17 protein-coding genes, 1 tRNA gene and 1 other RNA gene are annotated in these 22,013 nt (G+C 71.0%); 6 read left to right on the top strand and 13 right to left on the bottom strand.

Annotated elements, in window-relative coordinates; translation table 11 throughout:
- Window positions 1–396 precede the first annotated feature (396 nt).
- An RNA gene (ffs, locus tag DEJ25_RS08065) (signal recognition particle sRNA small type) lies at window positions 397–493 on the bottom strand.
- A 37-nt stretch (window positions 494–530) separates the two neighbouring features.
- On the opposite strand from ffs, the gene DEJ25_RS08070 reads away from it, so the two are divergent.
- The gene (locus tag DEJ25_RS08070) at window positions 531–1,205 is read left to right on the top strand and encodes an SDR family oxidoreductase (RefSeq protein ID WP_110902663.1); all 675 of its coding nucleotides are present in this window, start codon (window positions 531–533) and stop codon (window positions 1,203–1,205) included.
- Window positions 1,206–1,312: 107 nt separating this feature from the next.
- On the opposite strand, the gene DEJ25_RS08075 is transcribed toward DEJ25_RS08070, so the two are convergent.
- Both DEJ25_RS08075 and pta read right to left on the bottom strand, forming a co-directional pair.
- Window positions 1,313–2,509 (bottom strand): acetate/propionate family kinase, encoded by a 1,197-nt coding sequence (locus DEJ25_RS08075; RefSeq protein ID WP_111044367.1) that lies wholly within the window; start codon window positions 2,507–2,509, stop codon window positions 1,313–1,315.
- Window positions 2,506–4,680, bottom strand: a complete 2,175-nt coding sequence (gene pta / locus DEJ25_RS08080; protein ID WP_111044368.1) for a phosphate acetyltransferase — start codon at window positions 4,678–4,680, stop codon at window positions 2,506–2,508. Before pta ends, DEJ25_RS08075 begins: the two co-directional genes overlap by 4 nt.
- Before the next feature lie 180 nt (window positions 4,681–4,860).
- Here pta and DEJ25_RS08085 point away from each other — a divergent pair.
- Both DEJ25_RS08085 and DEJ25_RS08090 read left to right on the top strand, forming a co-directional pair.
- A tRNA-Ser gene (locus DEJ25_RS08085) sits at window positions 4,861–4,945 on the top strand.
- A gap of 450 nt (window positions 4,946–5,395) precedes the next feature.
- A complete protein-coding gene (locus DEJ25_RS08090; RefSeq protein WP_110902661.1) occupies window positions 5,396–6,037 on the top strand; it encodes a hypothetical protein in 642 nt (213 codons plus the stop codon).
- A 274-nt stretch (window positions 6,038–6,311) separates the two neighbouring features.
- Here the strand turns inward: DEJ25_RS08090 and DEJ25_RS08100 are convergent, their stop codons facing one another.
- Window positions 6,312–7,568, bottom strand: coding sequence for a multidrug effflux MFS transporter (locus DEJ25_RS08100; protein WP_258366449.1), 1,257 nt, complete (start codon window positions 7,566–7,568; stop codon window positions 6,312–6,314).
- A gap of 281 nt (window positions 7,569–7,849) precedes the next feature.
- Between DEJ25_RS08100 and DEJ25_RS08105 the strand changes: the two genes are divergently transcribed.
- Window positions 7,850–8,431, top strand: a complete 582-nt coding sequence (locus DEJ25_RS08105; RefSeq protein WP_110902659.1) for a TetR/AcrR family transcriptional regulator — start codon at window positions 7,850–7,852, stop codon at window positions 8,429–8,431.
- 6 nt (window positions 8,432–8,437) lie between these two features.
- Here the strand turns inward: DEJ25_RS08105 and DEJ25_RS08110 are convergent, their stop codons facing one another.
- The 5 genes from DEJ25_RS08110 to DEJ25_RS08130 all read right to left on the bottom strand — a co-directional run bounded on the left by DEJ25_RS08110 (window position 8,438) and on the right by DEJ25_RS08130 (window position 15,204).
- Window positions 8,438–9,013, bottom strand: coding sequence for a substrate-binding domain-containing protein (locus DEJ25_RS08110; protein WP_181427379.1), 576 nt, complete (start codon window positions 9,011–9,013; stop codon window positions 8,438–8,440).
- A gap of 28 nt (window positions 9,014–9,041) precedes the next feature.
- Window positions 9,042–10,427: an MFS transporter gene (locus tag DEJ25_RS08115; protein ID WP_111044370.1), complete on the bottom strand. Its 1,386-nt coding sequence runs from the start codon at window positions 10,425–10,427 to the stop codon at window positions 9,042–9,044.
- 20 nt (window positions 10,428–10,447) lie between these two features.
- The gene (locus DEJ25_RS08120; protein ID WP_111044371.1) at window positions 10,448–11,593 is read right to left on the bottom strand and encodes a cystathionine gamma-synthase; all 1,146 of its coding nucleotides are present in this window, start codon (window positions 11,591–11,593) and stop codon (window positions 10,448–10,450) included.
- A 195-nt stretch (window positions 11,594–11,788) separates the two neighbouring features.
- A complete protein-coding gene (locus tag DEJ25_RS08125) occupies window positions 11,789–13,153 on the bottom strand; it encodes a cystathionine beta-synthase (RefSeq protein ID WP_111044372.1) in 1,365 nt (454 codons plus the stop codon).
- 152 nt (window positions 13,154–13,305) lie between these two features.
- Window positions 13,306–15,204 carry an ABC transporter ATP-binding protein gene (locus tag DEJ25_RS08130; protein WP_111044373.1) on the bottom strand — a complete coding sequence of 633 codons (1,899 nt, stop codon included), beginning with the start codon at window positions 15,202–15,204 and terminating at the stop codon, window positions 13,306–13,308.
- A gap of 210 nt (window positions 15,205–15,414) precedes the next feature.
- Between DEJ25_RS08130 and DEJ25_RS08135 the strand changes: the two genes are divergently transcribed.
- Both DEJ25_RS08135 and DEJ25_RS08140 read left to right on the top strand, forming a co-directional pair.
- Entirely contained in the window at window positions 15,415–16,827 is a 1,413-nt protein-coding gene (locus DEJ25_RS08135; RefSeq protein WP_111044374.1) for an APC family permease, read from the top strand.
- A 228-nt stretch (window positions 16,828–17,055) separates the two neighbouring features.
- The gene (locus DEJ25_RS08140; protein WP_181427380.1) at window positions 17,056–17,937 is read left to right on the top strand and encodes a hypothetical protein; all 882 of its coding nucleotides are present in this window, start codon (window positions 17,056–17,058) and stop codon (window positions 17,935–17,937) included.
- Window positions 17,938–18,096: 159 nt separating this feature from the next.
- Here DEJ25_RS08140 and rplL read toward each other — a convergent pair whose 3' ends face one another.
- The 4 genes from rplL to DEJ25_RS08160 form a co-directional block, all read right to left on the bottom strand.
- Window positions 18,097–18,480, bottom strand: a complete 384-nt coding sequence (rplL, locus tag DEJ25_RS08145; protein ID WP_110902651.1) for a 50S ribosomal protein L7/L12 — start codon at window positions 18,478–18,480, stop codon at window positions 18,097–18,099.
- Between the two features lie 51 nt (window positions 18,481–18,531).
- Entirely contained in the window at window positions 18,532–19,047 is a 516-nt protein-coding gene (rplJ, locus tag DEJ25_RS08150; protein WP_110902650.1) for a 50S ribosomal protein L10, read from the bottom strand.
- Window positions 19,048–19,346: 299 nt separating this feature from the next.
- Window positions 19,347–20,939, bottom strand: a complete 1,593-nt coding sequence (locus tag DEJ25_RS08155; protein WP_111044376.1) for a cell wall metabolism sensor histidine kinase WalK — start codon at window positions 20,937–20,939, stop codon at window positions 19,347–19,349.
- Window positions 20,940–20,953: 14 nt separating this feature from the next.
- The gene (locus DEJ25_RS08160) at window positions 20,954–21,694 is read right to left on the bottom strand and encodes a response regulator transcription factor (protein ID WP_181421472.1); all 741 of its coding nucleotides are present in this window, start codon (window positions 21,692–21,694) and stop codon (window positions 20,954–20,956) included.
- Window positions 21,695–22,013: the final 319 nt, after the last annotated feature.

Below are 22,013 nucleotides of genomic sequence, written 5' to 3' on the forward strand. Positions count from 1 at the left end.
GGACCGCCGACACCTCGACACCGCTCTCCACAGGGCATGAAGTCCGGGCCGGAAACGAAGAAGACCCCGCACGCACGCAACCAACACAGCCCCGGTTGCCCTGCGCTCATCTCACCCGAAAACGAAAGAAGACCCCTCACGCACGCAACCAACACAGCCCCGGTTGCCCTGCGCTCATCTCACCCGAAAACGCAAGAAGACCCCGTACGCACGCAACCAACACAGCCCCGGTTGCCCTGCGCTCATCTCACCCGAAACCGAAAGAAGACCCCTCACGCACGCAACCAACACAGCCCCGGTTGCCCTGCGCTCATCTCACCCGAAAACGAAAGAAGACCCCTCACGCACGCAACCAACACAGCCCCGGTTGCCCTGCGCTCATCTCACCCGAAAACGAAAGAAGACCCCTCACGCACCCGCCAGAGCCCGGTTACCCTTGCTGCGTTTCCGCCCTGGGGGAGTTGGCCTGGATGGCGTCACGTGAGGAGCCGCTGAACACTCTACCGGACGGAAGGAGCAGCATCGAACCCATGAAGATCGCCATCGCAGGGGGACACGGCCAGATCGCCCTGATCCTCGAACGCCTGATCACCGACGCCGGTCACGACGCCATCGGCATCGTCCGGAACCCCGCGCACGTCTCCGACGTCGAGCAGACGGGTGCGCGAGCTCTCGTCGCCGACCTGGAGCAGCTCAGTGAGGAGGAACTGGCGCTCCGGCTCCGCGGGGTGGACGCGGTGGTGTTCGCCGCGGGCGCCGGGCCGAACAGCGGTGCCGAGCGGAAGCTCTCGGTGGATCGGGACGCCGCCGTGCTGCTCGCCGAGGCCGCGGTGCGTCTGGACATCGAGCGGTTCGTGATGATCTCGGCGATGGGTGCCGACGCCTACGATCCCGAACGTGCGAAGCTGCCCGCGCAGAACGAGGACGACGTGTTCCAGGTCTACCTCCGCGCGAAGGCCGAGGCGGACGCGAACGTCCGGATGCGCCGGTTCCAGTGGACGATCGTCCGCCCCGGCGCCCTCCTCGACACGCCACCGCAGGGCACGGTGACGGTCGGCAGCACGGTCCCCCGTGGGTCAATCCCCCGCGCGGACGTGGCGGCCGTGGTCCTGCACGCGCTGCTGGACGACTCGGCCGTGGGTCGGCAGTTCGAGGTCACCAGCGGCGACACGCCGATCCCGGCAGCGCTGCACGCGCTCGGCTGACGGACGGGCCCCGCTGTCGGGACTGGCCGGTGACGGACGGGAGGCCCACCACCGGACCGGTGGCGGGCCTCCCGTCCGTCAGGGCGTCACCCTGGACGCGACGCTGGTCAGAGCGCGGCGGCAGCCGACTGCCGTGCGATCTCGAGCTCCTCGTCGGTCGGGATCACGAGGACCGCGACGCGGGAGGCGTCCGTCGAGATGCGACGGGCTTCCTTCGAGTGCAGCTCGTTGCGGTCCGGGTCGATCTCGATGCCCAGGTGCTCGAGCCCGGCGAGCACGCGACGGCGGAGCAGCGCGTTGTTCTCCCCCACGCCCGCCGTGAACACGACGGCGTCGAGCCCGCCGAGCTGCGCGGTGTACGCGCCAACGTAGCGGCGGATCCGGTGGCGGTACACGGCGAGCGCCGCCTCTGCCGTCTCGTCGCCCTTCGTCGCGGCGTCCTGCACGTCCCGCATGTCGCCGCTGCCGGTGAGGCCGAGCAGGCCGGACTGCTTGTTGAGCATGGTGTCGAGGTCCTCGAAGGACAGGCCGGCCTCGCGGTGCAGGTGGATGAGGACGGCCGGGTCGAGGTCGCCGGAGCGGGTGCCCATCACGAGCCCCTCGAGCGGCGTGAGCCCCATCGACGTCTCGATCGACCTCCCGCCGTCGACGGCTGCGGCGGACGCGCCGTTGCCGAGGTGCAGGACGATCGTCTTCAGCTCGGACAGCGGCCGGTCGAGGAAGACCGCGGCCTGCTCGGACACGTACTTGTGGCTCGTGCCGTGCATGCCGTACCGGCGGATCTGGTACCGCTCGGCCAGGTCGGCGGGGATCGCGTAGGTGTACGCGTGCGGCGGCATCGTCTGGTGGAACGCGGTGTCGAAGACGGCGACGTTCGGGACGTCCGAGAACACCTGCTTCGCGGCCCGGATGCCCTCGAGGTTGGCCGGGTTGTGCAGCGGGGCCAGGGTTGACAGGTCGTCGATCTGCTGCTCGACCTCGTCGGTGACGACCGTGGCGGCGTCGAAGCGGGTGCCGCCGTGCACGACGCGGTGTCCGACGACCGCCGGGGGGTGCTCGTCGAAGGACGGCCCGACCTTGCCGAACGCGTCGATCATCGCCTGGAAACCCGCGGCGTGGTCCGGGACCTCGGCGCTGTCGTTCGACGACGTCTCCCCCGTCAGCACGTTCGTGTGCTTCCAGGACCCCTTGGACTCGCCGATCCGTTCGACGAGCCCGGACGCGAGGGTGCTCTCGTCGTCGAGTTCGATGAGCTGGTACTTGAACGAGCTCGAGCCGGAGTTGACGACGAGTGCTGCACTCACGAGGGGTCGCTTTCTGTTCGGGCGGTCGGGACGGCAGCGGTCGACGCTGCGGCGGTCGGCGCTGCGGCGGTCGGCGCTGCGGTGCCCGCCTGGATCGCGGTGATGGCGACGGTGTTCACGATGTCGCTGACCAGGGCACCGCGGGACAGGTCGTTGATCGGCTTGCGCAGCCCCTGCAGGACCGGCCCGATCGCGACCGCACCGGCCGAGCGCTGCACGGCCTTGTAGGTGTTGTTGCCGGTGTTGAGGTCGGGGAAGATGAACACGGTCGCCTGCCCCGCCACCGGGGACCCCGGCATCTTCGTGCTCGCGACCGTCGGGTCGGCGGCGGCGTCGTACTGGATCGGCCCCTCGACGGGTAGGTCGGGCCGGCGCTCGCGGACGAACGCGGTGCCGGCGCGGACCTTCTCGACGTCCGCCCCCGAACCGCTGTCGCCGGTCGAGTAGCTGAGCATCGCGACCCGCGGTTCGATGCCGAACTGGGTCGCGGTCTCGGCGGACGAGATCGCGATGTCGGCGAGCTGCTCGCTGGTGGGGTCCGGGATCACGGCGCAGTCGCCGTAGACCAGGACCCGGTCGGCCAGTGCCATCAGGAACACGCTCGACACGATGGAGGTGTCCGGCCGCGTCTTGATGATCTCGAACGACGGCCGGATGGTGTGCGCGGTGGTGTGCTTCGCGCCGGACACCATGCCGTCGGCCAAGCCGAGTTGCACCATGAGCGTGCCGAAGTACGACACGTCGGTGACGGTGTCGCGGGCGAGCTCGACGCTCATGCCCTTGTGGGCACGGAGGGCCGTGTACTCCTGCGCGAAGCGCTCCCGCAGGTCGGGGTCGAACGGGGAGAGCAGCTGCGCAGCGTCGAGGTCGAGCCCGAGCTCGGTCGCCCGTGCCCGGATGGCGGCCGGGTCGCCGAGGATCGTCAGGTCGCACACCTGCCGCTGCAGCAGTGTGGACGCTGCCCGGAGGATGCGGTCGTCGTCACCTTCGGGCAGGACGATGTGCTTCCGGTGCTCGCGCGCCCGGTCGATCAGGCCGTGCTCGAACATCAGCGGCGTCACCACTCCGGACGGCGTCAGCTGGAGTCGGGCGAGCAGCGCCTCGGCGTCCACGTGCCGTTCGAACAGTGCCAGCGCCAGCTCGGCCTTCCGGGGCGAGTCCGCGGCGAGGCGGCCGCGCGTCTGGGTGATGCGGAGCGCCGTGTCGTACGTGCCGAGGTCGCTCTGCGCGATCGGCAGGGAACTCGACAGCCCCTCGAGCAGGCGGGAGATCTGCGGCGCCGTCTCGAAGCCGCCGTTGAGGATGACACCAGCGATGCTCGGGAACGTCTCCGACTCGTTGGCGAGCAGCGTGGCGATGAGGACGTCGTTGCGGTCGCCGGGGACGACGACGATGCCGCCCTCGATGAGGCGCGGCAGGACGTTCTCCATGCTCATGCCGGCGACCACGGTGCCCAGGGCCTCCCGGTCCAACAGGGCGTCGTCACCGCGGACCAGGGTTGCCCCGGTCGCCCCCAGGAGCGCCCGGACGGTCGGGGCGACGAGGACAGCGTCCTCCGGGATCGCCCAGACCGGGGCGTCGGGGTGGTGGTCGTGCACCGCTGCGGTGACGCTCGCGACGATCGGGCCGAGGGCATCCGGGTCGGCACGGTTCACCACGACACCGAGGAGCTGGGCGTGCTCGGCGCGGAGTTCGCTCGTGGTGACGTCGGCGACCTGGGCCATGTCGTCCGCGGTGCGGGGCGCGCGCTCGGCCGAGTCACGCCCGCCGAGCACCAGGAGCACCGGGGCCCCGAGGTTCGCGGCGACCTTCGCGTTGAAGGACAACTCGGTCGGGCTGCCGACGTCGGTGTAGTCCGAGCCGAGGACGACGACCGCGTCGCAGCGTCGCTCGACCTGGCCGAAGCGCGTGATGATGGTCGCCAGGGCCGCGTCCGGGTCGGCGTGCACGTCGTCGTAGGTCACCCCGACGGCGTCGTCGTACGGGATCTCGACGGCTGTGTGCTGGAGCAGGAGCTCGAGGACGTAGTCGGGTTCGGCGACGGACCGCGCGACCGGTCGGAAGACGCCGACGCGTCCGACGGTGCGGGCGAGCGTCTCGAGCACCCCGAGGGCGACGGTGCTCTTCCCGGTGTGTCCTTCTGCTGACGTGATGTAGATGCGGGTCGACACCCTCCCCAGGGTAGACCTCGCGTCGACACGGACCTCCGGGGCGCCCGTGAGCGGCGGCGGTCGCGGCCGGTGGTCGGACGGGTGGTCGGGCGCGTGGTCTCGACGGGCGGTCGGACGGGTGGTCGTGAGCACCCCTTCGGACCTGTACCATGGGGTGTCGTCACCGCGAGGTGGTGGCTCGGAGGATTCGCCTAGTGGCCTATGGCGCACGCTTGGAAAGCGTGTTGGGTGCAAGCCCTCGGGGGTTCGAATCCCCCATCCTCCGCAGAGCGAGACCGGAACCCCCGCAGCATCAGCTGCGGGGGTTCCGTCGTCTCGGCAGTGCCGTCGTCCGGTCAGTGCCGTGGTCCGGGCAGTGCCGTCGTCCGGGCCGCGGCACCGATCCGCTCGCGCCGCTGATCCGGTCGCTTCCGTCCGGCCGGGAGGTCCGCCCACCGCTGGTCCCCCAGCCGACGGACCGCCACGCCCCCCGTCCGCTGGGCACCGTCCGCAAAGCGGCATCCGGCCTGTTCCGAGGGCCGTCTCTCCCCTATGCTGACCGGACCGAGCACGCCGGAGGGACCCGGTCGGCTCACCAGCATCGGACGGCACAGGCGCCGTCACGGGAACGGCGACGAGTCGTGCCCGGCGCGATCGTCGCTCGCGCAGTCGAGCCCCGGCATGCGGGGCCGGCTGTCGGGCGATCCGGCGCAGTTCGGGGACGAGGAGGCCTGCCGTGGGGGCAACGACGGCGCGAGCGACACCGCTCGACACCAGCACCGCAGACGTGGTCATCCGACCGCGCGCCGCCCTCGTGCGTTCGACGGCACTGAGCATGGGGTTCTCGGCCGTCCCGATCGCCGTCGCCGTCGTCTGGGTGGCCGTGCCGAACGGCCCCTGGCTCGTCGTCAGCGCGGTGGTCGGGATCTTCACCGTCGCCGTCCTCACCGTGTTCCTGCGCCTCCGGTCGTCGTTCGTGGCCGTCGACCCGGAGCGGGTCGCGATCCGAGGCGTCCTCAGCCCGCGGCGCTCCTGGTTCCGCTCGCAGGTGCACGAGGTGGTGCTGGCCGCCACCCACGGACCCGCGGTCGACCGCACCAGCCGGGAACTCGTGGCCTTCGACGCGAACGGCGACACCCTCTTCCGGATGCGCGGTGAGGTCTGGGGCGACGACGGCATCGACCGCCTGGTCGACACGCTCGACGTCCGCACCACCCAGCTCCCCCGACCGATGTCGACGCGGGAGTTCACCCGACGCTGGCCCGGCATCCGTGCCTGGTACGAGCAGCCCCGCGCGTACGTGTTCGTCGGGGGTGTGACCGCGCTCGCGGTCGCCGGTCTGCTGGTGGCCGAAGCCGTGGGCCTCGCGCGCCGCTGAACAGCACGGCGCCAGACGAACCGGTGTCGGACGAACCGGTGTCAGACGAACCGGTGTCAGACGAACCGGTGTCAGACGAACCGGTGTCAGACGAACCGGTGTCGGACGAACCGGTGTCGGATGAACCGGTGTCGGACGAACCGGTGTCAGATGAACCAGTCTCGGAGACCGCACGCGGCGTCGGAGGCAGGCGGAGCCTCCCGTCCAGGCGAAGCGCTGCCGCGAGCGCCCGCGCCGCCGTGCCACCCACCGTCGGACCCGGCGGACGCCCGGGTCAGTGCGTCAGCGCCGGCACGGTCCTCGGCCGCACCACGAACCACAGCACCAGGACCGCGACGGCCGCGGTGCACCCCATCACCAGCGCCATCGGCGTGGCGGTCGAGATGCCGAGCAGCCCCACGACCGGGGAGATGATCCCGGCCACGCCGAAGTTCAGGGCGCCGAGCAGCGAGGCGGCGGTCCCGGCTTCCTTGCCGTGGGACGCGAGTCCGATCACCTGCACGAGCGGGAACGAGAACCCGCAGGCGGCGATGTAGAACCACAGCGGGATGAGGACGCCGATGAGCCCGGCCCCGAGCTGGTCGAGGACGACGATGGCCACGGCCGCCAGGAACAGCGTCGCCGTAGAACAGGCCAGGATCCACTGCGGGCCGACCCGCTGCGCCAGCCGCGACGAGACCTGCACGCCCAGGACGACGCCGACCGAGTTCACCGCGAACAGCAGCCCGTACTGCTGCGGATCGAGCCCGAACACGCCCTGGAACAGGAACGGGGACGCGCTGAGGTACGAGAACAACCCGCTGAACACCATCGCACCGATCAGGGCGACGCCGACGAAGATCCGGTCCGAGAAGAGCGCCCGGTACCGCTGCCCGATGGTGGAGTGCCCGGCCTCCTGGCGACGCTCCTTCGGCAGGGTCTCGACGATGAGCAGGATCGACGCGATCACGACGGCGGTGCCGTAGCAGGCGAGGAACACGAAGATGCCGCGCCACGAGACGAACCGCAGCATCTGCGATCCGATGAGCGGCGCCAGGATCGGGGCCAGGCCGTTCACCATCGCCAGGCGCGAGAGCATCCGGACGAGCGGCTTGCCGCCGAACAGGTCGCGAACGGTCGCCATCGCGACGACACCGCCGGCCGCGGCCCCCATGCCCTGCAGCACGCGGAACACGGCGAGGACCTCGACGTTCGGCGCGAGGGCGGCGCAGATCGAGGCGGCGACGTGCACGCTGGTCGCGATGATGAGCGGCAGTCGACGGCCGACCTTGTCACTCCAGGGCCCGACGAGCAGCTGGCCGATCGCGAAGCCGATGGTCGTGGCCGTCAGGGTGAGCTGGACGGCTCCCTCGGAGATGCCGAGGTCACGCTCGAGCGACGGGAACGCCGGCAGGTACAGGTCGATGGTGAACGGCCCGAGCGCGGTGAGCGCGCCGAGCACGAAGACGTAGACCAGGCGCTGGGCACGGGTCAGGGAATCGCCGGGGTGCAGGATGGTCTTCTGGGAGCCGGTGGTCGCGGGCGCGGACACGAGGGGATCCTCCGAGGGGGACGAGAGAGTGGGATCGGCCGCTCGAATCGATTCGGTCCGTTCCACCATGGTACGGGTTCGTCCGGACGGCGGACAAGCGTCGATCCGATGCTCCGCGCTCCTCGTACCGGCCCCGCGTGGTCCCACCGCGACGCCGCCGGGAGGCCCGCCCTCCGTCCTCGACGCCGGTGCGGCGGACGCGTGCTCGGGCCGGACGGTGCGGTACCGTCGGACTCCCGACCGCGCACCGTCGCGGGACAGATCGAGATGGGAGGAGCGTCATGGTCGACGCTCGGATCCTGCACACCACGGCCGCGCTCCGCGAAGCCGTCCTGCGCCTCGCCGCCGACCGTCCGGTCTCGCAGATCACGGTCGCCGACGTCACCCGTGCCGCCGGGATCAACCGCGCGACGTTCTACTCGCACGCCGTCTCCCCCGGCTCGTTGCTCGCCGACGTCCTGACCCCGGAACTCGACCGGATCCGCGAGGACGACGCCGTCGCCCGTCGGGTCGCCGTCGAGCACGGTGCCGGACCGGACGACCTCGCCGCCATCACCCGTCGCGGCATCGACGCCGTCGTCGACCACGTGACGGCACATCGCGCGATCTACGCGCTCGCGCTCCCCGACCCGGCGGACGCCTCGCTGCACCGCCTGCTCGTCGACCACTTCACGGTGTCGAGCACGATGCACATCCGAGAGCTCGACCCACGTGCGAAGCCGGAGATCATCGACGAGGTCGCCGCGGGCTTCGTGGCGCAGGGCTTCGTCGGCGCCATCGAGGCGTGGCTCGGCGGCCCGCGGCGGTCGCGGAAGGCGCTGGTCGAGACGATCACCCGGTCGTTCCCGGCCTGGTGGAGCTGACGACCCCTACTCCGTCGACGGTTCCTCGCCACGCTGCAGCGACGTCACCATGTCCACAGCCCGGCTGACCAGCTGCGCGTCCGAGTCGCCGCCATCGACGCGGTAGTCCGAGGACAGTCCGTCGTTGCCGCCGCCGGAGGACGGCAGCGCCCCGTCCAGCGCGACCACGACCACGCCCGCGTCGTGTGCGGTGCGGAGTTCGGTCCGGAGCGAGGACGGGTCCGCGGCGCGGACGAGCAGCGCCTTCGCCCCGGTCCGCACCAGGTCACGGACGGCCGAACGTTGGCGCGCGGCCTGATCGGCTCCCGCGACGCGGACGTCCGGCCGGAACCCGGCCTCGGTCAGTTCCTCGTGGAATCGGGTCGCGAGCGAGCGACCGTCCTCGGAGTCACCGGGTGTCGCCGCGTCGCCGGTCAGCACCACACCGACCACCGCGTTCTTCGCGAAACCGCCGTCGGAACTCGTCAGGTCGGTGCTCCGGACCGGGGTCGGTGCGGCCGTGGTCGTGCCCGTGCACCCGGCGAGCGCGACCGTCGTCGCCGTGAGTGCGACAGTCAGGACGGCAGCGGCGGTGCGGCGCACGGTTCCTCCTCGTTCCGGGTCTGCCACGCTACCCGCCCGGCCGCGGCGGCGGCGGGACCGCGCCGAGTCGTCGGACGGCGACGAGCCCCACGAGGGCGATCAGGGTCATCGCCACGAACACCAGTGTGAACGCGAGGGGCTCGTCCCGACCACCGGCGCCCGTGAACAGCAGCCCGGCCACCGCGAGCCCGACGACGCTCCCCGACGCATCCGCGATCGTCAGCGCTGAGCTCGCGAACCCGTCGTCGCCCTCGCGCGAGAACCGGAGCGTGAGCATCGAGGTCCGCGGGTAGGCGACTCCCATCCCCGCGCCGCCGACGAACCACCCGGCGACGAGCACCCAGGCGGGCAGGTCGAACAGCGCCACCGCGAGCGCCGACAGCAGGCTGACCAGGACCAGCCCGAGACCCGCGCCGAACGCACGGGCGGCGGGCAGCCGGCTCTCGCCGAGACGTCCGTGCGCCCAACTCGCCGACGCCCAGCTCAGTGCCGCCACGGTCAGGGCGAGTCCGGCAGCCGAGGCGCTCAGTCCGTGCTGCGCTTGGAGCAGGAACGGGACGTAGGCCTCGCTGCCGAAGAACCCGGCAGCCAGGACCCCGCGGAGCAGGACCACCGACGGCAGGCCGGGCCCGCCGGTGAAGGTGCCCCTGGGCAGCAGTGGGCGCAGCGCAGACCAGGCGCCGACGAGCCCGACCAGCACCGCGGCGACCCGGACCGGGACGGGCAGGTCCGGGGCCAGGTTGAGCAGCAGCACCGCGGCAGCGGCGGCGACCGACCACCCGATGCGCCCGCGGTGCCATGGCGGGCGGGCATCCAGGACGGGTGGGTGCAGGCGGCGGAGCGTCGGAACCAGGCACGCGAACGCGACCACCGCGATGCCGAGGGCACCCGCGAAGACCCAGTGCCAACCGAACGCGTCGGTCACGATGCCCGCCAGCGCCGGACCGATCAGTGCCGGCACGACCCACGCGGCCGCGAACCCGGCGAACACCGCCCCGTGCAGTTCCGCGGGGAAGACCCGCGCGACCAGCACGTAGAGGACCACGTCGATCGCGCCCGCGCCGAAGCCCTCGACCAGACGCCCGGCGAGGAACACCGGCATCGTCGGGGCGAGCATCACGATGGCGGTGCCGAGCGCGAACAGCGCGGCGGACACCCATGCGACCACCCGGCCGCCCGCCCGGTCGGTCCAGTTGCCCGCCAGGACCATGCCCGGCACGCCGGCCGCGAGCGGTGCCGCGAAGCTCAGGGAGTACAGCGCCTCGCCGTCCAGGTCGGCGGCGATCACCGGCATGATCGTCGTCATCGCAAGGTTCTGGAACGCCGAGACCGCCACGATCGCGACCATGCCCACGGTGGCGACGAGGCGCCGGCGCTCGAAGAGGCTCGGCCGCGGCGCCGTCGTGGAGGTCACCCGTTCATCGTAGGACGGGGTCAGCGCTCGAGTGCCTGCTGCACGTCCGCGACGAGGTCACCGGCGTCCTCGATGCCGACCGACAGGCGGACGACGTTCTCCGGAACGGCGAGCTCGGTGCCCTTGACCGAGGCGTGCGTCATCTCGCTCGGGTACCCGATGAGGGACTCCGCGCCGCCGAGCGACTCCGCCAGCGCGAACAACTCGGTCGACTCGGCGAACCGCTTCGCCGCCTCGGGGCCACCGGCGAGTGCCACCGACAGCATGCCGCCGAAGCCGCGCATCTGCTTGGCCGCGACGTCGTGTCCCGGGTGCTCCGGCAGGCCCGGGTAGTAGACGTGCTCGACGGCCGGGTGGGCGAGCAGCGCCTCGGCGACGGTCTGGGCGTTCGCGGAGTGCCGTTCCATGCGGACGCTGAGGGTCTTGATGCCCCGGATCGTCAGCCAGGCGTCGAACGGGGACGAGATCGCGCCGCCGCCGAACTGCACGAACTGCACCGTGTCCGCGAGCTCCTGGTCACGCAGCACGACAGCGCCGCCGACGACGTCCGAGTGCCCGCCGAGGTACTTCGTCGTCGAGTACACGACGACGTCGGCACCGAGCGACAGCGGCTGCTGCAGGGCCGGCGACGCGAAGGTGTTGTCGACGACGACGAGTGCACCGGCCTCGTGTCCGATGGCGGCGAGGGTCTCGATGTCCGCGATCTTCATGAGCGGGTTCGTCGGGGTCTCCACCCACAGCACGGTCTTCGCCGGGCTGTCGGCGAGCGCGGCACGGACACGGTCCGGCTCGCTCATCTCCACCGTGACGAGGTCGATGCCCCACGGCACGTGCAGGCGGTTCGCCAGGCGGTGGGTGCCGCCGTAGACGTCGTTGCCCATCACGATCCGGGCGCCCGGCTCCAGGTAGGCGCGGAGCAGGGCGTCCTCCCCCGCCAGGCCGGACGAGAACGAGTACGCCGCGACGCCGCCGTCCAGGTCGGCCAGCAGGGTCTGCAGCGAGTCCCGCGTCGGGTTGCCGGAGCGGGAGTACTCGTAGCCGCCCCGCAGCCCGCCGATGCCGTCCTGCACGTAGGTCGACGTCAGGTACAGGGGCGGGATGACGGCGCCGGTGGGGCCGTCGGGCTCCTGGCCGGCGTGGATGGCGCGGGTGCTGAACTCGGTCATGTCGTGGGTGCCCCTTCCTGGAGGCTCGGTGCGGTCTGGGTGGGGCGGTGCGGGTGGGCAGCGTGGTGCGGTGCTGCGGCCCTGCGGGCGGCTGTCGTGCGGGCTGCGGTCGTGCTTGCTGCTGTCGTGCGGGCTGCCGTCGTGCTTGCTGCCGTCATGCCGTCGCCGTCTGGGCGGCGTTCGCGGCGGCGGCCGTCACTCGGACAGGTAGGTGAGGAGGTCGTGGCGGGTGAGGACCGTGACCGGCTTGCCGTCGCCGACGACGAGCAGGGCGTCGGCCCCTTCGAGGGCGCGACGGGCTGCGGACACGGACTCGCCGATGCCGATCAGGGGCAGCGGGTCGCCGACGAACGGGGACAGAGCGTCGGCCATGGCCGCGGCTCCGGTGAAGACCTGCTCGAGCAGGGCCTTCTCCTCGATCGCGCCGACGACCTCGCCCATCACGACGGGAGGTTCGGCGCTGAGGACGGGCATCTGCGAGACGCCGTACTTCGTCATGATGTCGACCACGTCGCGGATGGTGTCCGACGGGTGCGCATGCACGAGATCGGGCAGGCGGCCGTCCTTGCCGGCGATCAGGTCCCCCACGGAGCGCTCGTCGTCGGTCTCCGCGAAACCGTAGGACCGCATCCACCGGTCGTTGAAGATCTTGCCGAGGTAGCCGCGTCCCCCGTCGGGCAGCAGGACCACGACGACGTCGTCCTCGGACAGCGACTCGGCGGCACGGAGCGCGGCGACCACGGCCATGCCACTCGACCCGCCGACGAGCAGTCCCTCTTCACGGGCGAGGCGCCGCGTCATGGCGAACGAGTCGGCGTCCGAGACGGCGATGATCTCGTCCGGCACACCGGCGTCGTACGCGGGCGGCCAGAAGTCCTCGCCGACGCCCTCGACGAGGTACGGACGGCCGGTGCCGCCGGAGTAGACGGAGCCCTCGGGGTCGGCGCCGACGATCCGGACGCGTCCGTCGGAGGCTTCCTTGAGGAACCGACCGGTGCCGGAGATCGTGCCACCGGTACCGACACCCGCGACGAAGTGGGTGAGCTGCCCTTCGGTGTCGCGCCAGATCTCGGGACCCGTGGTCTCGTAGTGGCTGCGGGGGCCGTTCGGGTTGGCGTACTGGTTCGGCTTGTAGGCGCCGGGGATCTCGCGCACCAGGCGATCGGACACGGAGTAGTAGGACTCCGGGTCCTCGGGAGCGACGGCGGTCGGGGTGACGACGATCTCGGCGCCGTAGGCGGTCAGGACGTTCCGCTTGTCCTCGCCGACCTTGTCGGGGAGCACGAACACGCAGCGGTACCCGCGCTGCTGGGCGACCAGGGCGAGGCCGACACCGGTGTTGCCCGAGGTCGGTTCGACGATCGTGCCGCCGGGGCGCAGGTCACCGGACGCTTCGGCAGCGTCGATGATCCGCGTCGCGATGCGGTCCTTCGCGGAGCCGCCCGGGTTGAAGTACTCGACCTTGACCAGGACGGTCGCCCGGAGCCCGGCGGTGACCCGGTTCAGCTTGACCAGCGGGGTGTCGCCGACGAGGTCGACGACGGAGTTCGCGTAACGCACCCGACGAGTCTAGGCGGGCGGTTCCGCTGTGCGTCCTCCGGCGACGGATGCTCAGCCAGGGCACACCTGGCGCCGCTCCGACCGGGCACCGGTGGTCGGCCGCGGTCGGCCGCAGGTCTGCACGCCAGGTGGGCCGCCGGTCAGCCGCCGCGTCAGCTCCGGGCGGTCACGACCGGGTCGCTCTGCTGCTCGTGCAGCGTCGAGTACGTGCCACCGAGCGCGAGGAGTTCGTCGTGCGTCCCCTGCTCGATGATCTGGCCGTGGTCGAGGACGAAGACGACGTCGGCATCACGGATGGTCGACAGCCGGTGCGCGATCGAGATGGTCGTCCGCCCGCGGGCCGCGGTGTCCAGCGCCGCCTGTACGACACGCTCCGAGATCGAGTCGAGCGCACTCGTCGCCTCGTCGAGCACGAGGACCGGCGGGTCCTTGAGCAGCACACGGGCGATCGCGATCCGCTGCTTCTCGCCGCCGGAGAGCCGGTACCCCCGCTCCCCGACGATCGTGTCGTAGCCGTCCGGGAACGACGCGATCGTCTCGTGGATGTTCGCCGCCCGTGCCGCACGCTCGAGCTCGGCATCAGTCGCGTCCGGCTTGGCGTACCGCAGGTTGTCGCCGATCGACGAGTGGAACAGGTAGGTCTCCTGACTGACGATGCCGATGTGCGCCATGAGGTCCTCGTGCACGATGTCGCGGACGTCCTGCCCGGCGAACCGGACGGAGCCCGCCGTCGCCTCGTACAGCCGCGGGACCAGGTACGAGATCGTGGTCTTGCCCGCGCCCGAGGGTCCGACGAAGGCCGCGAACTGCCCCGGCTGCAACTCGAACGAGACGCCGCGCAGGGTCGGCTTGTCCGGCTCGCCGTCCGGGTAGGCGAACGAGACGTCGTCGAAGGCCACGTGCCCGACCCGACGCTCGTCGACGGGCTTCGCCGTGGGGGCGTCCGTGATCGCGGGCTCGAGGTCGAAGTACTCGAAGATGCGGGCGAACAGCGCGCCGGAGGTCTGCAGGTCGAGGACGACCCGGAGCAGGCCGACCGTCGGGAACAGCAGCCGGGACTGCACGGTCGTGAACGCCACGATCGTGCCGGCGGTGATCGGGATGCCGCCTTCGATGAGGTACGCGGCCACCAGGTAGATCACCGCGGGGATGATGGACAGGAAGATCTGCACGATCGCGAAGAACCACTGACCGGACATCTGCTGGCGGACCTGCAGCCCGATCTGGTTGCGGTTCTCGTCGCCGTAGCGGTGGATCTCGCTGCGCTGCTGGTTGAAGCTCTTCGCGAGCAGGATCCCCGACACGCTCAGGGTCTCCTGCGTGATCGTCGTCATGTCCGACAGCGACTCCTGGGTCTGCGCGGCGATGCGTGCGCGGACCTTGCCCACCTTGCGCTGCGCGATCACGAGCAGCGGGAGGAGCACGACGGCCACGAGGGTCATCTGCCAACTCAGCAGCAACATCGCGACGACGGCCGCGATGACCGTGACGGTGTTGCCGAGCACCGACGAGATCGTGTTGTTCAGCACGCTCGCGACGCCGCCGACGTCGTTCTGCAACCGGCTCTGGATCACGCCGGTCTTGGTCCGGGTGAAGAACGCCAGCTCCATGCGCTGCAGGTGCCCGAACAGCCGCATCCGCATGGCGCCCATGACCCTGTTGCCGACCGTCGCGGTCAGGTAGGTCTGCCAGACGCCGATGCCGGCGCTGAGGATCCACAGCCCGATCATGCCGCCGACCAGTTCGGCGAGGACCGGCACGTCCGGACGTCCGCCGGGCGGGAACAACCCGCGGTCGAAGGCCTGCTGGGTCAGGAGGGGCGGGATCACCGAGACCGCGGCCCCGACGAGGACGAGGACGACGGTCAGGCTGATCGAGCGACGGTGCGGGACGAAGAGCGCCGCGATGCGCCGGAGCAGGTGCGGGATCCGGGGCGCTTCCGCGTTCGCGGCACGCTGCGCGTCCGGGTCCCCACTGGAGATCCGGCTGCGGCCGTGCCCGCCGCCCGGCCCACCACCACGCATCCCGCCGCCACCGGCGACGGAGCCCATCTGACTCATCGACACCCTCTCCACGCCTCGCGGCGTCGTCCTCGCACGAATGTACGCCCGCCCACCGACCCGGCCCGACGCGTTCGCCGACGGCTGTGGACGGAGGTGATCCGGGCCTCCCGCGTGGAGGACCGGACGCGTCCGGTTTGGACCCCGTCCGGGGGCCGTGGGACGATGACCCGTCCCCCGCCAGCGCTCCCGTGAGGTCCCATGTCGTCCGCGCCGTCACTCGCCCGTCAGCTCCTCCGGCGGAAGCCCGTGGAGCAGCTCCGCGCAGAGGCGGCGGAGGGGGTCGACGGACAGCCGCTCCGCCGGACCCTGGGGGTGTGGCACCTGACCATGATCAGCGTCGGCGCGACCCTCGGCACCGGCATCCTGGTCGTCCTCGGCACCGCCGTGCCACTCGCCGGGCCCGCCGTCTGGATCTCCTTCGTCCTCGCCGGCGTCGCTGCGCTGCTCTCGGCACTGTCCTACGCGGAGATGGCCGGTGCCGTCCCCACCTCCGGGTCGAGCTACTCCTACACGTACGCGACGATGGGCGAGGGCATCGCCTGGGTCTGCGGGTGGTGCCTGGTCCTCGAGTACGCGGTGTCCGTCGCCGCCGTCGCCGTCGGTGCCAGCGAGTACGTCGACGAGACCCTGCGCGTCTTCGGACTGCACCTGCCGACCGCGCTGTCCGCGCCTCCGGGTGACGGCGGGATGGTCAACCTGCCGGCGGCCGCGCTCGTCCTCGTCGCGATGCTGATCCTGCTGCCCGGGGCGAAGGAGAGCGCCTGGGTGAACACGCTGATGGTGCTCGTGAAGATCGCGCTGCTGGTGTTCTTCGTCATCGTGGTGTTCTCGGCGTTCCGGGTCGGGAACTTCGAACCGCTCGCCCCGATGGGCGCGGCGGGCGTCAGCGCGGCGGCCTCTCGGCTGTTCTTCTCGTACATCGGGTTCGACGCCGCATCAACCGCCGGCGAAGAGGCGAAGGACCCCCGCCGCGACCTGCCGCGCGCCATCATCGGGTCGATCGCGCTCATCACCGCGCTGTACATCCTGGTGGCCGTCGCGGCGATCGGCGCGCGGTCGTGGACGTCGTTCTCGGCCGACGAGGCCTCACTCGTCCGCATCGTCGTCGACGTCACCGGGCTGCCCGTCGTCGCGCTCGTGTTCTCGGTCGGTGCCGTCATCGCGATCGCCAGTGTCGTCCTCACCGTGCTCTACGGCCAGACCCGCATCCTGCTCACCATGGCGCGTGACGGTCTCGTGCCGAAGGTGTTCGGCCGGGTGTCCCCGCGCACCGGGACCCCGATCGCGAACACGCTCATCGTCGGCATCGTGGTCACGATCGTGTCGGCGCTCCTCCCCCTCGGGGAGCTCGCCGACGCGACCAGCATCGGCACCCTCATCGCGTTCGCCCTCGTGAACGTCTCGGTGATCGTGCTCCGTCGGACCCAGCCGGACCTGGAACGGTCGTACCGCGTGCCGTTCTTCCCCGTGGTGCCGGTGCTCGGAGTCCTGTTCTGCCTGTTCCTGGCGGCGACACTGGGCGCGGGGACGTGGATCGCGTTCGGCATCTGGATGGTCGCCGGCGCCGTGCTCTACGTGGCCTACGGCCGCCGCCACAGCACGCTCGCGTAGCGGCCCTGGCCCGCGGCCGCCCTGGCCCGAGTTTCGCGCCCAGCGACACCACTCGCGCTCAGGAGCCCGAACGGTGTCGCTGGGCGCGAAACGTACTCGTCCTCCACAGTGGCGCCACCACGGGCCGCCGTCCACAGCGCGAGCATGGCGAGACCGACGGAGCGATCCGGAGCCACACGATGGGCCATGGAGCACCACCGGAAGCGACCGCACCTCCTCCGAACCGACATGGCCGATCGCAGTGCCGCGAGAGCAACGCAGCGAGCGCACCGGTCTGGCGACGTCGTCCTGATCCGGCAGGGCGTGTACATGCCCCGCGGAGAGTGGGAGGCGCTCGAGGAGACCGGACGGCACCTCGCCCGGGCTCGTGCGGTGGCTCCCGAGCTGGAGGAGGGAACGGGTTTCTCGCACGTCACGGCTGCCCTCGCTCTTGGCTGGCCGTTGATCGGGCCAGCGCCAGAACGCGTGCACGTCATCGATGACCGCCGCACCACGACCGTGCACCGAGCCGGCCTGGTGCGGCACGCGGGTCCGCTCCCCGCAGTGGACCCCGTGCGACTCGACGGCGTACCGGTGACGGCTCCGGTCCCCACGGCTGTCGCGCTCATCGTCAGTGCGCCGGTGCACGTCGCAGCAGTCGCCGTCGACGCCGCGGTCCGAGCACGGGTCATCGAGCCATCCCGTCTCGCCGAGGAGCTCCCCCTCGGTCCGGCCCGCGGCTCAGCCCGTGCTCAGCTCGTCCTGTCCGCGCTCGACGAGCGACACGAGTCACCCGGGGAGTCGTTCACGGCGATCCGTCTGGTCGAGATCGGAGCGCCGGCGACGATCCCGCAGCACGAGTTCGTCCTGCCTGACGGGCGACGTGATCGCGTCGACTTCTGGCTCCCGAGCCGGGGAGTCGTGGTCGAGTTCGACGGGAAGCAGAAGTACCGCGATCCGACGATGATCGGCACGTCGGACCCGGCGGAGGTGCTCTGGCGCGAGAAAGTCCGGGAAGACCGGATCCGGTCTCGGCCGGAGGTCCGAGCGGTCATCCGCGTGACCTGGTGGCATCTCGTCGAGCCAGACCGCCTGCGAGCACTCTTCCGGGCGCACGGTGTCCGGCTGTGAGCGGTGGGACTTTTCGCGCTCAGCGACACGGTTCGCGGGTCCGGCCGCGAACCGTGTCGCTCAGCGCGAAAAGTCGCCGCCCCCGGCCCGCCCCCGGCCCGCACACGACGAAGGCCGCCGCCCGGAGGGGCAGCGGCCTTCGTGACCAGAAGGTCGGACTCAGACGAGCTCGACGGTGGCGCCGACGGCCTCGAGGGCAGCCTTCGCCTTGTCGGCAGCTTCCTTGTTCGCACCTTCGAGGATCTTCGCGTCAGCGGTCTCGACGAGCGCCTTGGCCTCGCCCAGGCCGAGCGACGTGAGGCCACGGACCTCCTTGATGACCTGGATCTTCTTGTCACCGGCCGACTTGAGCACGACGTCGAACTCGGTCTTCTCCTCGACCTCCTCGGCGGGGGCAGCAGCGCCACCGGCCGCGGCGACCGCGACGGGGGCAGCAGCGGTGACCTCGAAGACCTCTTCGAACTTCTTCACGAAGTCCGAGAGCTCGATGAGCGTGAGCTCCTTGAAGGCCTCGATGAGCTCGTCCTGCGAAAGCTTCGCCATGATTTTCTCCTACTACTCAGTACGTGATGTGGTTGTGGAACGCGTGCCTGGTCAGGCCGCGGACTCCTGCTTCTCGCGGAGGGCGTCCACCGTGCGGACGGCCTGCGAGAGGGGTGCGTTGAACAGGTACGCAGCACCGAACAGCGAGGCCTTGAAGGCGCCGGCGAGCTTGCCGAGCAGCACTTCGCGGGACTCGAGGTCGGCGAGCTTGTCCACCTCGGTCGCGGAGAGCGGGTTACCGTCGAAGTAACCACCCTTCACCACGAGCTCGGGGTTCGCCTTGGCGAATGCACGCAGCGACTTCGCGACGGCGACGGTGTCACCGTGGACGAAGGCGAGAGCGGACGGACCGGCGAGCTCGTCGTCGAACGACGTGATGCCTGCCTCGTTGGCCGCGATCTTGGTCAGCGTGTTCTTCACCACGGCGTACGTGGCGTGCTCACGGATCGAGTTGCGGAGCTCCTTGAGCTGCGCGACCGTGAGACCGCGGTACTCGGTGAGCAGAACGGCGTTCGAGCTACGGAAGGACTCCGTGAGCTCGGCGACCGCAGCTTCCTTGTTCGCCATGGTTCTCCTTGGGGTTCTTGCTGGCAGCCCCGGGTCCCATGGCTGTGGTGAACACAACCCGCACACGAAAAAAGCTCCGGCGCAGAGGCTCGGAGCTGCTCCCGCACGATGTGTGGGAGTGGTTCTGAACACCTGCGCGGGCTGCCTCGTGACGAGGACCTTCGGTCACTGTCCGTGCGTGAGCACGGCAGCGACGACCAGCGGTCTTTGGCTGAACAGAACGGTACCACAGCCCGGGCGCGTTCCGGAACCTCGGGTCCGGCCTGGAGGCCCGCCCCACCTCCGCCCCGCCGGTCCGGTCAGGAACGCCCCGGCACCTCGGCCCACGCGTCCGACGCGCCCGATGCCACGGAGTCCGACGCGTCCGATGCCGCGGAGTCCGACGCGTCCGATGCCGCGGAGCCGACCGCTGCACCGGCCGTACCCGCATCGGTCACACCTGCGCCAGCAGCAGCACCACCAGCACCAGCCGTCTCCGCGCCGCGCTCCGGCAGGTGCACCGTGAACACCGTGTCCCCCGGCTCGCTCGCCACGCTGACCCGCCCGCCGTGCGCCTGCACGACGGCGTCGACGATCGCGAGTCCGAGTCCCGTCGACCCCGCGGTCCGCGACCGCGAGCTGTCGGCGCGGGCGAACCGCTCGAAGAGCTTCGGCAGGAACTCGGGGTCGATCCCCTGCCCGTCGTCGCGGACGGTGAGGTCGACACCGCCGTCCGACGCCGGCGCGATGCCGACCGTGATCCGCGTGCCGTCGGGCGTGTGGGTCCGGGCGTTGGTGACGAGGTTGACGATCACCTGGTGCAGGCGTGCGGCGTCGCCGACGACCTCGACGGGTTCGGACGGCAGGTCGACCTCGATCGGGTGGTCCGGCGAGGCAGCGTGGGCGTCGTTCACGGCGTCGAGCACGAGACCGGTCAGGTCGACGTCGGCGAACTGGATCTCGCGGCCCTCGTCGAGGCGGGCGAGCAGCAGCAGGTCCTCGACCATCGAGGTCATCCGGACGGACTCCGACTCGACCCGGCTCATCGCGTAGACGACGTCCGGCGGCAGGTCGGCACCCATCCGTCGGGTGAGTTCGGCGTACCCGCGGATCGATGCCAGGGGCGTCCGGAGCTCGTGGGAGGCATCCGCGACGAACTGCCGGACCTTCTGCTCGGACCGCTCCCGGGCCTGCATGGCGTTGCCGATGTGCCCGAGCATCCGGTTGAACGCGGTGCCGACCCGGCCGACCTCGGTCGCGGGGTCGGCGTCGGGGACACGGACGCCGTCGAGGGCGTTGCTGCGGTCGAGCGGCATCCGGGCGACGGTGGAAGCGGTCTCGGCGACGCGGTCGAGTGGCCGGAGCGCTCGTCGGACCGCGGCGGCCGCGACCAGGGAAGCGGCGAGGAGGGCGAGCCCGGTGACCACGAGCACCACCCCGAACAGCTTCCACACACTCTCGTACACCGGGGCGAGGGGCAGGCCGACGACGAGGACCGCGGGCCCGACAGCGGCCGCCGTGACCCGGTAGCGCCCGACGTCGGAACCGAGGGCGATCGTGTGCGGGCGCCCGTCGACACGGAGCCCGCTCAGTGGCCGGACGACCGCGCTCGACAGCTGGTCGACCTTGCCGGAGTTGTCGAGCAGGCTCCCCGCGACCACGTTGCCGTCGACGACGTAGACCGTGAGCGTCCCGGCCGCCTGGCCCGACGGACGACCGAACTCCGACCCCGGCCCGTTCGGCCCCTGCTGCTCGACCGACCGCTGCGCTCGGTTCGTCGCGTACTGCAACTGCTCGTCGATCGCCGAGCGTTGGATGGAGAACAGCGCGACGATGCTGCCGCCCCCGATCACCGCGCTGACGGCGACGACGAGGGCGACGATGCTCAGGACGAGCCGGCGACGGAGGGTCATGAGGGCGCCCGGCGTCAGGCGGTGGGCTTGATGACGTAGCCGACGCCACGCACGGTGTGGATCATCGGCTCCTCGCCGACGTCGATCTTCTTGCGCAGGTACGAGATGTAGATCTCGACGACGGAGGACTTGCCACCGAAGTCGTACGACCACACCCGGTCGAGGATCTGCGCCTTCGACAGGACGCGGCGCGGGTTGCGCATGAGGAAGCGGAGCAGCTCGAACTCGGTGGCGGTCAACTCGACGGCGCGGCCGGCGCGGGTCACCTCGTACGACTCCTCGTCGAGCACCAGGTCCCCGACGACGATGCGGGAGTCCCCGGCCTCGCTGACGGAGATCTGCGAGCGACGGATGAGCCCTCGGAGGCGCGCGACGACCTCTTCGAGGGAGAACGGCTTGGTGACGTAGTCGTCGCCGCCGGCGGTGAGCCCGGTGACGCGGTCCTCGACGGAGTCCTTGGCGGTGAGGAACAGCACCGGGGTGTCGTCGTTGTTCTGCCGGAGTCGGCTGAGGACCTGCAGTCCGTCGAGGTCCGGCATCATCACGTCGAGCACCATCGCATCGGGGCGGAACTCGCGGGCCTTGGTGAGGGCGTCCTGGCCGCCGTTCGCGCTGCGGACGTCCCAGCCCTCGTAGCGGAGCGCCATCGAGAGCAGGTCGGTGAGGCTGGCTTCGTCGTCGACGACCAGGATGCGCAACGGGGAACCGTCGGCACGTGTGAGACGCGGGGGTGCGGAGGGCTGGGAGATGGTCACGTCTTCGAGTATCGAGAGATTCCTATGAGCCGTCTGTGGCCCGTCCCAGTGCGCCCTGTGCATCGAACTCGCAGTGAGAGGGGTCGTGATCAGCCAGGCGCACGGCGCGAGCACGAGCGGCCGGTTCCACGGCCGGACGCCCGGCGGGTACGCGGAGCACCTCCGGCGGACCCACGGCGACGCGTCCTGACCTCCATGGCGTCCTCATAGCGGACCGAAGGGGTGCCCTTGGCGGCGCTTCCTAGGTTCTCCTCGTCGGCCCCCGCCGCGCGATCCGCGCGACCGGTGCTCCCCGAGCCGGCCCCCACCGAGGAGAACC

This window comes from Curtobacterium sp. MCPF17_011, assembly GCF_003234145.1.
Classification (GTDB): domain Bacteria; phylum Actinomycetota; class Actinomycetes; order Actinomycetales; family Microbacteriaceae; genus Curtobacterium.

What these genes read in the sequence shown, in the direction of transcription:
- DEJ25_RS08070 (WP_110902663.1), top strand. Translation starts at nt 531, where the DNA reads ATGAAGATCGCCATCGCAGGGGGACACGGCCAGATCGCCCTGATCCTC.
- DEJ25_RS08135 (WP_111044374.1), top strand. Translation starts at nt 15,415, where the DNA reads ATGTCGTCCGCGCCGTCACTCGCCCGTCAGCTCCTCCGGCGGAAGCCC.
- DEJ25_RS08105 (WP_110902659.1), top strand. Translation starts at nt 7,850, where the DNA reads ATGGTCGACGCTCGGATCCTGCACACCACGGCCGCGCTCCGCGAAGCC.
- DEJ25_RS08130 (WP_111044373.1), bottom strand. Translation starts at nt 15,204, where the DNA reads ATGGGCTCCGTCGCCGGTGGCGGCGGGATGCGTGGTGGTGGGCCGGGC.
- DEJ25_RS08140 (WP_181427380.1), top strand. Translation starts at nt 17,056, where the DNA reads ATGGCCGATCGCAGTGCCGCGAGAGCAACGCAGCGAGCGCACCGGTCT.
- DEJ25_RS08120 (WP_111044371.1), bottom strand. Translation starts at nt 11,593, where the DNA reads ATGACCGAGTTCAGCACCCGCGCCATCCACGCCGGCCAGGAGCCCGAC.
- rplL (WP_110902651.1), bottom strand. Translation starts at nt 18,480, where the DNA reads ATGGCGAAGCTTTCGCAGGACGAGCTCATCGAGGCCTTCAAGGAGCTC.
- rplJ (WP_110902650.1), bottom strand. Translation starts at nt 19,047, where the DNA reads ATGGCGAACAAGGAAGCTGCGGTCGCCGAGCTCACGGAGTCCTTCCGT.
- DEJ25_RS08155 (WP_111044376.1), bottom strand. Translation starts at nt 20,939, where the DNA reads ATGACCCTCCGTCGCCGGCTCGTCCTGAGCATCGTCGCCCTCGTCGTC.